This is a genomic window from Helicobacter rappini, from assembly GCF_900198625.1.
In the GTDB taxonomy this organism is placed as follows: domain Bacteria; phylum Campylobacterota; class Campylobacteria; order Campylobacterales; family Helicobacteraceae; genus Helicobacter_A; species Helicobacter_A rappini.
The window spans coordinates 1-11,187 of sequence record NZ_FZPK01000049.1; the positions used below are offsets into that span (position 1 = coordinate 1).

Below are 11,187 nucleotides of genomic sequence, written 5' to 3' on the forward strand. Positions count from 1 at the left end.
GAAAAGTGGATATAAAAAATTGATGACTCAAACTATCACTATTCACTAAAAAATACCAATGGCACATTAGGCTATTATATTACACCGAGTGTCGCTCAAGCATTTTTCACACAAAAAATATGGGATAGCCCCGTTGATATTTATATGGAGCATGTTGCCCTGCATCATGTTGATAATATTATTTATAAGCCTTTTATAGTGGGAGAAGATAGCATTGCCTCGCATTCTACAATCATAAATGCTGATGGCACGCATAGAGCAAACGATGGGGGGGGGGGGGCAATACCCTTGCATTATAGAATCTTAAAGCCATTCTATCGCACATATATACAAATCAAACGCGCCTTATTTAAACTTAGCTATAAACCACCACGCGTGATATACAAATAAAGTAAAAATAAATCTAGCATGTAAAGATTTTTTAAAATAAGTTCAGCATTGTATAAATAAGATTTAAAGTATAGATTCTGTATTGAAAAAAGTAATTTATCGCTTAAAATCAAACCCTTAGGATTGCAATAAGACACAAAGAGCCTTATTGCCGCATAAGCATACTAATGTATAACACATAAACAAAGTTATAGAATCTCAAGCTATAGTGTTATGACACTTCCTTATAGCTTTGTAACTCATTATACAAACTATCACGCTCCACAGGTATAAAACCTGCATCTTTTATTTGATAAATCATTTCTTCCTTACTCACACCATTGCGACTTTTTGCCCCAGCGGCTGATTGTATGCTCTCATACTCGATTGTCCCATCCATATCATCTGCACCAAATTCTTGAGATACAATGGCAAGATTAAATGAGAGAGACGCCCAGTAAGCCTTTAAATGCGGGATATTTTGCAATAAGATTCTAGCAATAGCCATAGTTTTTAGAATCTCTTGTGCGCTTGGGGCTTCCTTTGCTTTTAAAAAGTTATTATCCCTTTGATAAAGCAGGGGGATAAAAGCATTAAAGCCGCCTTGTTTATTATTAGCTTGCTCTAATGAAGTCTGAATCTCTCTTAAACGAAGCATATGATCGATCCTGTGATGTCTCTCTTCAATATGTCCAAAAAGCATGGTTGCATTACTCATTTTGCCAAGATTATGCCATGCTTTATGTATCTCTAGCCATCTCTCTGCATTTGCCTTACCATGACAAAGTGTCTTTCTCACTTTTTCATCAAAGATTTCCGCACCACCGCCGGGCAGGGAATCAACACCAGATTCTATTAAATCATTTATGACTTGCTCTAAAGGGAGATTAAACTTTCTTGTGAGATAGTCAATCTCTGCTGCACCCATAGCTTTTACATGAATATGTGGGACAGAATCTTTTACCGCACGAAACATATCTAAATAATGCTGATATTCATGCGTTGGGTGATGGGCTGCTACGATATGCACCTCTTTTGCACCATTTTTATAGGCATTTACACAGAGATTTACCACCTCATCAATACTCATGTTATACGGATTTGGATTCTTGCGACTTGCTGAAAACGCACAAAATTTACACACATCAGCACAAATATTTGTAGGATTTATATGGCGATTGATATTAAAAAACACCTTTCTATCAAAATAAGATTCTCGTATTGAATATGCTGCATTCCCAAGCTCATAAATATCATAATCATAAAGTTTAGCAAGAGTTATTGAATCAAGGTCTGCTATATCACCACGCATTGCTTTATCAAGTAAATCCATAGTATTCCTTTTTATTTTGTAAAGCGTAATTATACGATAAAATCGCAAGGAAACATAAGTCATGCATGTATTTCTTTACATAAAAATGCTAATATGTGCGTTTTAGATTCTACAAACTAAAGATGATTACACATATTCACATAGCAAAGATGAAAAAGGAATAGAGTGCAGATTCAGAGTATCAAAGTTTTACTTGCAGGGTATTTGGGTGTCATTTTGCTTGGGACATTAATCCTAAGTATGCCGCCTATGTATCATACGAATGTGAGCTTTTTAGAAGCCCTTTTTACAAGTGTTTCGGCGATGACTTGCACAGGGCTTGCTATAAAGAATACAGGACTTGACTTTACTACTTATGGACAGATTGTTATTTGCGTGTTAATCCAGCTTGGTGGCTTTGGACACATAAGTATGGCTGGAATCCTTTTCTTACTTATTGGCAAAAGGCTTAGTGCTGCTGAAAAAGATTTAATAAATGTCGTTGATAACCTTAATAATAACTCTGTGCAAGGCATTGATAAAGCGATTTTAAAAGCAATTGTGTTTGTATTAATCGTGGAGTTAATCGGGGCGTCCCTGCTTTGCCCTTATTTTGTATGGCAGCTTGGCGATCTTAAAGAGGGCATGTGGGTTGGAATCTTTCATGCTATTTCTGCGTTTAATAACTCTGGATTTACTATACTAAAAGATGGCTTATTGCCATATCAAGCAGATATTGTCGTGAATCTTGTTATCCCTATGCTTATTATTATCGGTGGTTTTGGCTATCTTTCATCGCTGGAATTTTCACATTTTTGTTATGCAAAGGTGCGTTATAGTCGCTTATTTACACACAAAGCCCCCCGAATGCGATTAAGCCTTAATACGCGTATTGTGTTTGTTATGAGTGTGTTATTGCTTATTTGCGGTATGATTAATGTGCTTATTTTTGAGTGGTCAAATCCTAGAACACTAGAAAATGTGCCATTTTGGGATAAGATTATGAATGCCTTTTTTGTATCTACAAATTATAGGACTTCTGGTTTTAATATCTTTGATATTAGCGGTTTTGAAGAGCGGACAATGTTTTTTTCTATCTTTTTTATGATGATAGGTGGTGGACCGGGGGGAACTGCTGCTGGGATTAAGGTTACAACCTTTGCGGTGCTTGTAGCCCTATCTATTGCTATTGTTAAGAATAGAAAAAATACTACGATTTTTGGACGCACAATACCGCAAGATATTGTGTCAAAGGCATTTTGTGTATTTATTATCGCCCTTGTTTATCTTTCAGTAGCAACATTTTTTCTTGCGATATTTGAGCCAAACATTCCTTTCTTACCACTTTTATTTGAAGTGGTATCAGCATTTAGCACGGTTGGCTTGTCAATGGGCGATGGAGATTCCCTTAGTCTTTGTGCGGATTTTAATACGATTGGACTACTTATTATTATGATTTTAATGATTTCTGGTAAGATTGGAATCTTAGCCTTTACGCTTATATTCATGGGTGGGACAAGGACAAAGCATGTGCAGTATGTGCAAGAGAAGGTATTAATTTAGAAACTTTATAAAGGATAAATCATGGCAAAAAGTTACGCAGTGCTAGGGCTTGGTAAATTTGGCTATCATGTAGCTCTTGGACTTGTGGAAAATGGTGAAAATGTGATTTTATGTGATAATACAGAATCTAGCTTTGTTAATTTACGCGATAAGGCAGAACAGATTTATATTATCGATTGCACGGATAAAATCGCTTTGAAAGAGGCTGGGGTAAATGAGCTTGACATAGTAATCGTAAGCATAGGCGAAAATATTGAGGCAAGCATACTCACTGTTATGGCATTAAAAGAGTTAAATAATAAAAAAATCATCGCAAAAGCTATATCAAGCACACATGGAGCAATCCTAGAAAAGCTTGGCGTAGATGAAGTGGTATATGCGGAAAGACAGGCGGCAAATCGATTGCTTAGTGAGATCACAGAATCTAATGTAGAAGAGATTGAGCTAAGTGCAAATATGCGTGCATGCAAGGCTATTGTAACAAGCTATTTTGTAAAGCGAAGTGTTGGCACAATACGGGAAGAAGATAATGTAAAAATCGTTGCTGTGCGTAGGGGCGAGACTTGGAATATCGATGTAGATTCTGATTTTATTTTACAAAGAGGCGATGTGGTGCTTTTCTTAGGACTTACAGAACATATAGAAGCGATTATGCAAACTTTGGAGGAGTAGTAGGATGGGCTTTATTGGTGTCAGGTCTAGCTGTAATTTGGTGGGTTGTATTTTCTGCTTTAATAAATGCAGTGTGTAATCCCATAATCTAAAATTTTATCATGTTTGCAGGTGTGGGTGAAACCCTTTATAGATTGTGAGAACTTCTGACAAATTGTCTTTTTAGAAATCATGTTAGATATTTGGCTACACCTAGCATATTAATCACTTAGGCATAAACCCCAAGCATAAATTATTGAATCGCACAAATTTTCCGAAATCCAAAAAATCTCGATTAATCCTACCATCTCATTATGCCCCAAACTTTACCAATTTTCCTTATTTTATATTTCACATTCATAAAATCATGCAAATAAAAAGAAAAATCATAGAATGTCGCTAGAATGTTTATACAAAACGATTCTAATTTTAAGATTCTAATATAAAGAGAGGTTATGTGATGAGTGCAAATACATATCATTCACCAACAGACTATCATGATTCTATCGTTACGCATTTAAGTGATTCTCAACTACGCACGAATCTCAAGTCATCAATGGACGCTTTAAAGGCAAATAGAAAAAGGCTAATTGCTAGTCGCTATTATGATTGGGAGGGTTTGCGTGAGCTTGGCAGACAAATCAAGCAAAGAGCGTTAAGTAATCTACCCGAGCTTTTAGAAAGGTTTGAATCTAATGCTACAAAGCAAGGTATAAAGGTGCATTGGGCGAAAGATTCTAAAGAAGCAAATGAGATTATCTATAATCTTGCAAAAGAGAAAAATGTAGATACTATCCTTAAGGGTAAATCTATGGCAAGTGAAGAGATACATCTAAATGCGTTTTTGAAAGAAAAGGGTGTGAAAGCGGTAGAAACGGATCTAGGTGAGCTTATAATCCAGCTTATAGATGAAACGCCTGTGCATATAGTAGTCCCAGCGATTCATAAAAATCGCAATCAAATCGGGAAAATTTTTGAAGAGAATCTTAAAGTAAGCTTTACAAATGTCCCAGAAGAGCTAAATGGAATCGCAAGAGTGCATTTGAGAAATCAGTTTCAAAGTTTTAAAATGGGCTTAACAGGTGTGAATTTCGCTATTGCAAATGAGGGGGCTATTTGGCTACTTGAGAATGAAGGCAATGGGCGTATGAGCTCTAGTGCATGTGATATACATGTAGCCATTTGTGGTATTGAAAAGCTTGTAGAAAGCTTTGAAGATGCGTGTGTGCTAGATACTCTGCTTGTGCCTTCTGCCACTGGAGCACCAATCACTTGCTACAACAATATTATCTCAAGCCCACGAAAAGAAAAAGAGCTTGATGGACCAAAAGAAGTGCATATCATTATGCTTGATAACAATCGATCAAAAATGCTAGCCGAGCCACATTTTCATAAAGCCCTAAGCTGTATCCGCTGTGGGACTTGTCTTAATCACTGCCCAGTGTATGATAAAATCGGGGGGCATTCCTATCTTGTAACCTATCCCGGACCTATTGGCGAAGTCATTTCACCACAGATTTTTGGGCTAAATAATTGTGGATATATGACAAATTTATGCAGTCTTTGTGGGCGTTGCAGTGAGAAATGCCCCGTTAAGATTCCATTAGCCGAACTCATACGCGATTTACGCAGTGAGAGAGTAGGACAAGGGCGTATGAAAATAGCAGGCTATCATGAAACACAAAGAGATGCTAAAGAGCAAAAAATGATGCAGCAATTCAGCAAAGCAGCGACTAATGGCTTTAAATGGCGTATGGCTTTCAAAATGATGCATATTTTCTCACCATTATTGCGATATGTAGCACCTTTTTCATTCGTGCAGAAAAGTATGCTTGGTAAATGGCTACAAAACCATGAGTTGCCAACACTAAATGGGAATCTCCATGCAAAAGTAAAGAAAATGAAAGGAGTAATCTATGAGTAGAGATAGCATTTTACAAGCAGTGCGAGAAGCAACCCGCACAAATCCTATACAATCAGTTAAGCCCACACACTTTGACACAATGATATATGATAGAGAGAATCTACTCTCTGTCTATACGCAGTATCAAAAGGCAAATATGGCACACCTCATAACTACGACAAAAGATTCTCTAGCAAATAGCATTAATGAGATTATTAAAGAATGCGATATTAAAGAATTGCTTTGTGCGAAAAATATCGCAAATATGAAAGATTCTATTATGCAGTCTTTAGAGACACAAACCCTGCTGTATGATACAAGCATAGATTCTATGCGTGATAAGCTTTTTAGCATTGAAGCAAGTATTCTGCACGCTCAAGTAGGCGTAGCAAATTTGGGTATAGTAGGGCTTGGGACAAATGAATGTAATCCTAGATTAGCCTCTCTTGTGGTGAAAACTTGCATTATTTTATTGCATAAAGATTCTATTGTGCCAAATCTGTTTGCTGCATTTAAGATACTAAAGACTAGCGGACAAGATTCTAACCTACCGACAAATATTGTATTTCTAGCAGGACCTAGCAGGACGGCTGATATTGAGCTACAAACCGTCTTTGGCGTGCATGGACCACAGAATGTTTATGTTGTGTTGTATGAGTAAAATCTAAAGTGTTTTGTGGATTCTGTATGAAGTTTTTTGCATGGAATCCTAAGGCTAGTTTGATTTGTAGTATGCATGGAATCTTTGTTTGTTATGCTGATATAACAAATATAATCCAAACTTATTTCACTAAGATTCTATATGCAATAATAGGAAAGTTGCGGATATACACAAAAAAATAAAAAGTTGTCTTTTTTATAGCATAAAAGCATTGTAAATATGTATTTTGTGTATTTTATGCACTATATATTGTATATTGCAATGCAGGTTTATTATGCCATTTTATTGTTTGATAAGGAAAGCTTGCGTTGATAATCTGACAAAAACAACAACGCAATAATTAAGTAAGGATAAATGCCATGACAATATGGCAGTAAAGCAGAGTTTGAAGATAATCTTAGAATCTATATATATAACGCGCAACAAATGAGAAAGTTTCCTTCGCATAATATTCATTTTTATATCCGTCGGTATATCCAGCAGTATATGTGCCAGTATGTGCTTCTATAAATGGAATCTTGCCAAGCAACTCTATCACATGCTCATTTTGAGTCCAACGCACACCAATATTTAATGCCATGTCAAACTCTAATGAATTTTTATCGTTATAGTAACCCCAAAATCGTGAATTTAACCAATATGCACCACCCACTTGCAAACCAGCTATAACGCCTAGATTCCCATCAGCAACATTTGTAATGTTATATATCACATCAGCACCAACGCCAAATTGCATAACATAGAAATTTGCCCCACTAAAGAGTGCATAACCACGCACACCTAAACTATTACTAAACCAATATTCATAACCACCAAGCACACCATATGCTGCAGTTGTATAGTTGTATCTATAAGTAGAAGTTCGACCTGTATCCATTGTTAGATTATTTTTCAGCTGTAAAAGCGAAGTCCCAGCCTGCAAACCAACAAAACCACCACTTTTTTCCTCTTTTAATCCATCGGCATAAGCCATACTTGAAATAAGTGCCAATGATAAAATACTTGTCTTTATACTCTTTTTCAATCCCATGATTTCTCCTTAAAATTTGTAATGAAGTTGGCATTCTACAAAAAAAAAAAAACAAATCAAGGGTAAATGAGAGAATGCGAAAAGATGTAAAAGTATTAGGTTTTAATTAAAGAACACAGCTATTGTTTATTTATAAAAGTCTTAAGTTAAACGCAGTTTCTAAAAATTAACATTGATTCTATATATTAAAAACATTTTGAATAAGGACATATACAAATTATGAAAATGTGTATTTTGATTAAGGATTTAAACTTTGAGGCAATCATTGGAATCTTACCTGAAGAAAGACAAAAACCACAAAAGATAAATATATCAGCAAAGATAAAGTATCGCTACAAAGATTCTAAAGATTATCTAGATTATGCGAAGGTAGCAAATACGATAATGGAATGTGTGCAAACAAAGCAATATGGCTTACTTGAGGAAGCATTAAACGATATTGCCGCTACTTGTTTTAAAACATTTAAAAAGATTAAAACGCTTACACTATACATAGAAAAGCCAGATATTTTGCAGCATTGCAAGGTAGGAATGAGAGCGAAATTTCGCCGAAAAAATAATGGATTCACTTTCATGTTTGCGATTTCAAGAGATTAAGTCATATATTAAAATCCATAGTGTATAATGTGTGATTTTAAGGACTTGAGGGAGATATGAAACATTTAAATCTAATAAAGCAATATCGCATGTTTTGTATTGTATGGCTTGTATTGCCGCCATTTTTAGGCATACTTGCATATAGCATTTTCTTTCATAGCATACCCACAGATTTACCTATTGGCGTTGTTGATAATGATAAAAGCTCTCTTAGTCGTGATTTAACATTCTATATAGAATCTGCACCGGCTACACAGATTGCAAAGCAATATAACTCGCTACATGAAGCAAAACTTGATCTCAATCAAGGAAAGATTTATGGAATCGTTGTGATTCCAAATAATTTTCAAGCACACATTAGAAAAGGTGTAGGGGTAAATATTGGCATTTATTATAATGCACAATTTGTGCTTATCGGCAAGGCAATAAATAGTGCGATGCTACAAGCCCTAACGACTTTTAATGCAATAAGCTCTGTTGGTAAGAATCTCGCAAAAGATGCAAATATGAATATCGCAAAAGCAAAGGCTATGCCTATTATTCCAAAGATTGAAGCCCTCTTTAATCCACGCAATGATTACGCACAATTCTTGCTTACGATTATGCTGCCTTGTATGTGGCAGATTCTAGTGGCGGTTGGTATGCTAAATCTTATTAATACTACGCCAAAAAGTATAAAATCTCTGCTATTAAAACTTGCGTTAAACATTGGTGTAGCGCTCTTTTGGGGCATTATTATGCTTGCTGTTTTTGGGGCTTTGGGCTATCCTAGAGAGGGGAATATGTATATCGTCCTGCTTGGATTAGGGGTATTTGCCGGGGCAATATCTAGCATTGTAATATGCTTTCAATCAATCCTTAAACACACTTCCAAGACAATCAGTGTAATAGCCGCTTATACCGCTCCATCTCTTGCATTTGCAGGTATTACCTATCCGCAAAATAGCATGGAAGTCTTTGCGTCATTTTGGAGTCAAATATTACCTATTTCATATTTTATGAAGCTGTATTTGCAACAAGCAAATTATGGTATTGATAGCGCGTATAGTCTGGATCTTATCGCACAAATGTTGCCATTTTGGCTTTTTTTGATTATAGGTGTTAGTGTGTATTATTTAAGGATTGGTGTAATAAATAGGGGTGTAGTTAAGGATTAGAATCCAAGATATAAGGATTTTTAGCCCAATAGTGGTTTTTTGGTTGTGCTACCCCTGCTTAATAATGACGGATCGTTTTTGGATTTAAGCTATTATAGCTTAGCTTTCATCACACAAGATTCACATATAAGTTTTGGCATAGCTTGATAGCCAATGTTTGTTATAGCCTCACACAATTCACAACGCACTTCAGGCAAGAATCCGTGCAAGTGAATGACATCTTTACACCCAGCTCGCTCCAACAAGTCATCTACATTTTGTGTGATAACGACTATTTCTTTTGGATAGTTTGCTTTGAGCCTTGCTATCATCTTATGTGCGACATTTGGATTAACTTCTCCTAATTGAATGCGTCTTTTATCATAGAAATCTAGCACTTTCTTTCTATCTTTAGCAAAGCCACTTGCACTACACACTTCCATAATGTCAAACTCTTCCCATAAGCCATCATTATCACGGAATGTCCGTAATCCACTCTCTGCACTAAGCCCTGCCCCGCTAAATATCATCACTCGTTTAGAATCCATCACACTTCCTTATATTTCTTTGATAATTTATAACTAATAGCAAAATTATCAATCTCATATTCATAGAAAACCTCTAAAAAGGTATAACCTAATTCCTCAATATCTCTATCACTCATAAAGATTCCATAAAATTTTAGCTTTTCTTTAATGCGATTACTCCAATAAGTTGTATAATCTACCCATTTTTTAGAAGCCACATCATAGTAATTCGTGGAAAAATTTAGCCATTCATTTTCTGTGTCCCGTATATCTTCCCATAACTCTTGCTCTTTTATCTTTTTTGCCTTTTTATTTTGTTTTAATGCGTGAGATTTTTTTATTTTGTTTTGCTTAGTTGTAACTTGTTTTTTATCATTACTGCAAATATGTTTAGAATCTATTTCAAACACAGCTTTAAAGTTAAAATTATCAAGCAAGGTTTTTAGAATCTTGCTTAGTTTGTGCTGATTCATTGAGATAACCTTATTGTGATATGGATTAAGCAAGTATAACATAATCCTTTGACAGCGTTATGATATAGATTCTAAATTCCTTTTTATTTCATTAAATCTATCATCAATTTTACTTATGCTTTTTTCTATATCTTTTTCACTTAGAAATGAAGCCAACTCTACCATAATCGTGTTTATATCTAAGGTTTCTTGTTTGTTTGGCAAGATGGGCGATATGGCATTATGGAAAGCTTCTTGCGTTATCCCCTTAATGTTACCCTCTTCTTTCTTGCTATTGCACTCTAGTGCTATTTGTGTTTTTTTATCAAGCGTGTAAATATATTTTGATTGCGATGCAACTTCTTTTTGATTAAAAAATATTTGCGAGGCTAATTGTAAGTCTGCTGCTTGCATTTGTATAACATTTGTGAGCCTGTATTGATTGGCATCTTGTGGCTTTAAAACTTCAAGTGTTATAGTAGAATTGTAGCCTATATGTGCTGGTGATATAAATTTTGGTTTATTTTGAATGTTTGGATGATTGTTCATTTGTGTTCCCTGTATCACTTTCATCTATCTTTTCAAATTTAAGATTTTTAACATGATTTAGCACGATAATCGCAACCAAGATAAAAAACACCTATACCTATTACTTGACTAAATAAAGCACTTATATCCAAATAATGTCGCAAGAAGATATATTCAGGAGTACATGCAATAGCAAGTGGTATCATAAGCATATATAACTTCTTTTTATCTATTTGTGGTGTCTTGTATTTTGTCCCACATTTTGGACACTTCCATATAATGCTATGTTTATTCTCACGCTAGAATCTAATGTTAATAAGTTAAACTTCTCACCACATACTTCACATGCACGATACAACATTCTTAACTCCTTATTTCAAATTCCATGATGATAGCATATTATCTATGTTTCTATCTTAATTAATCATTGCTTATTATCTCACCCCAACCCTTACTCT

Annotated in this window: 12 protein-coding genes and 1 pseudogene; 7 read left to right on the forward strand and 6 right to left on the reverse strand. The window is 35.2% G+C overall.

What is annotated here, in order from left to right; translation table 11 throughout:
* Nucleotides 1-144 precede the first annotated feature (144 nt).
* The gene (locus tag C6H17_RS09505; protein ID WP_104731417.1) at nt 145-390 is read left to right on the forward strand and encodes a hypothetical protein; all 246 of its coding nucleotides are present in this window, start codon (nt 145-147) and stop codon (nt 388-390) included.
* Nucleotides 391-601: 211 nt separating this feature from the next.
* Here C6H17_RS09505 and mqnE read toward each other — a convergent pair whose 3' ends face one another.
* On the reverse strand, nt 602-1,702 hold the full coding sequence (gene mqnE / locus C6H17_RS09510) for an aminofutalosine synthase MqnE (RefSeq protein ID WP_005219971.1): 1,101 nt from the start codon (nt 1,700-1,702) through the stop codon (nt 602-604).
* A gap of 165 nt (nt 1,703-1,867) precedes the next feature.
* On the opposite strand from mqnE, the gene C6H17_RS09515 reads away from it, so the two are divergent.
* From C6H17_RS09515 to C6H17_RS09530, 4 genes are all read left to right on the forward strand, one after another.
* Nucleotides 1,868-3,244, forward strand: a complete 1,377-nt coding sequence (locus C6H17_RS09515; protein ID WP_104731418.1) for a potassium transporter TrkG — start codon at nt 1,868-1,870, stop codon at nt 3,242-3,244.
* A 21-nt stretch (nt 3,245-3,265) separates the two neighbouring features.
* Nucleotides 3,266-3,916, forward strand: a complete 651-nt coding sequence (locus tag C6H17_RS09520; protein ID WP_004084985.1) for a potassium channel family protein — start codon at nt 3,266-3,268, stop codon at nt 3,914-3,916.
* A 439-nt stretch (nt 3,917-4,355) separates the two neighbouring features.
* A complete protein-coding gene (locus C6H17_RS09525) occupies nt 4,356-5,819 on the forward strand; it encodes a LutB/LldF family L-lactate oxidation iron-sulfur protein (RefSeq protein WP_005219968.1) in 1,464 nt (487 codons plus the stop codon).
* Complete coding sequence (locus C6H17_RS09530; protein WP_005219967.1) at nt 5,812-6,459, forward strand: LutC/YkgG family protein; 648 nt, start codon at nt 5,812-5,814, stop codon at nt 6,457-6,459. The genes C6H17_RS09525 and C6H17_RS09530 overlap by 8 nt, the downstream gene beginning before the upstream one ends.
* A 397-nt stretch (nt 6,460-6,856) precedes the next feature.
* Here C6H17_RS09530 and C6H17_RS09535 read toward each other — a convergent pair whose 3' ends face one another.
* Nucleotides 6,857-7,489 (reverse strand): outer membrane beta-barrel protein, encoded by a 633-nt coding sequence (locus C6H17_RS09535; protein WP_020995794.1) that lies wholly within the window; start codon nt 7,487-7,489, stop codon nt 6,857-6,859.
* Between the two features lie 219 nt (nt 7,490-7,708).
* Between C6H17_RS09535 and C6H17_RS09540 the strand changes: the two genes are divergently transcribed.
* Together C6H17_RS09540 and C6H17_RS09545 are read left to right on the forward strand one after the other, a co-directional pair.
* Entirely contained in the window at nt 7,709-8,086 is a 378-nt protein-coding gene (locus C6H17_RS09540; RefSeq protein WP_005219965.1) for a dihydroneopterin aldolase, read from the forward strand.
* 56 nt (nt 8,087-8,142) lie between these two features.
* Nucleotides 8,143-9,243 carry an ABC transporter permease gene (locus C6H17_RS09545; protein ID WP_005219964.1) on the forward strand — a complete coding sequence of 367 codons (1,101 nt, stop codon included), beginning with the start codon at nt 8,143-8,145 and terminating at the stop codon, nt 9,241-9,243.
* A gap of 104 nt (nt 9,244-9,347) precedes the next feature.
* Here the strand turns inward: C6H17_RS09545 and C6H17_RS09550 are convergent.
* The 4 genes and pseudogenes from C6H17_RS09550 to C6H17_RS13320 all read right to left on the reverse strand — a co-directional run.
* Nucleotides 9,348-9,770, reverse strand: a pseudogene (locus C6H17_RS09550) (Sir2 family NAD-dependent protein deacetylase); the annotation flags it as partial.
* Nucleotides 9,770-10,222, reverse strand: a complete 453-nt coding sequence (locus C6H17_RS12570; RefSeq protein ID WP_020995792.1) for a hypothetical protein — start codon at nt 10,220-10,222, stop codon at nt 9,770-9,772. The gene C6H17_RS12570 and the pseudogene C6H17_RS09550, both read right to left, overlap by 1 nt.
* Nucleotides 10,223-10,279: 57 nt before the next feature.
* Entirely contained in the window at nt 10,280-10,750 is a 471-nt protein-coding gene (locus tag C6H17_RS09560; RefSeq protein ID WP_020995791.1) for a hypothetical protein, read from the reverse strand.
* A 208-nt stretch (nt 10,751-10,958) separates the two neighbouring features.
* Complete coding sequence (locus C6H17_RS13320) at nt 10,959-11,090, reverse strand: hypothetical protein (RefSeq protein WP_020995789.1); 132 nt, start codon at nt 11,088-11,090, stop codon at nt 10,959-10,961.
* Nucleotides 11,091-11,187 lie beyond the last annotated feature (97 nt).

Coding starts and splice junctions, on each gene's coding strand:
- mqnE (WP_005219971.1), bottom strand. CDS start 1,702: ATGGATTTACTTGATAAAGCAATGCGTGGTGATATAGCAGACCTTGAT.
- C6H17_RS09525 (WP_005219968.1), top strand. CDS start 4,356: ATGAGTGCAAATACATATCATTCACCAACAGACTATCATGATTCTATC.
- C6H17_RS09560 (WP_020995791.1), bottom strand. CDS start 10,750: ATGAACAATCATCCAAACATTCAAAATAAACCAAAATTTATATCACCA.
- C6H17_RS12570 (WP_020995792.1), bottom strand. CDS start 10,222: ATGAATCAGCACAAACTAAGCAAGATTCTAAAAACCTTGCTTGATAAT.
- C6H17_RS09545 (WP_005219964.1), top strand. CDS start 8,143: ATGAAACATTTAAATCTAATAAAGCAATATCGCATGTTTTGTATTGTA.
- C6H17_RS09520 (WP_004084985.1), top strand. CDS start 3,266: ATGGCAAAAAGTTACGCAGTGCTAGGGCTTGGTAAATTTGGCTATCAT.
- C6H17_RS09505 (WP_104731417.1), top strand. CDS start 145: ATGGAGCATGTTGCCCTGCATCATGTTGATAATATTATTTATAAGCCT.
- C6H17_RS09530 (WP_005219967.1), top strand. CDS start 5,812: ATGAGTAGAGATAGCATTTTACAAGCAGTGCGAGAAGCAACCCGCACA.
- C6H17_RS09540 (WP_005219965.1), top strand. CDS start 7,709: ATGAAAATGTGTATTTTGATTAAGGATTTAAACTTTGAGGCAATCATT.
- C6H17_RS09535 (WP_020995794.1), bottom strand. CDS start 7,489: ATGGGATTGAAAAAGAGTATAAAGACAAGTATTTTATCATTGGCACTT.
- C6H17_RS13320 (WP_020995789.1), bottom strand. CDS start 11,090: ATGTTGTATCGTGCATGTGAAGTATGTGGTGAGAAGTTTAACTTATTA.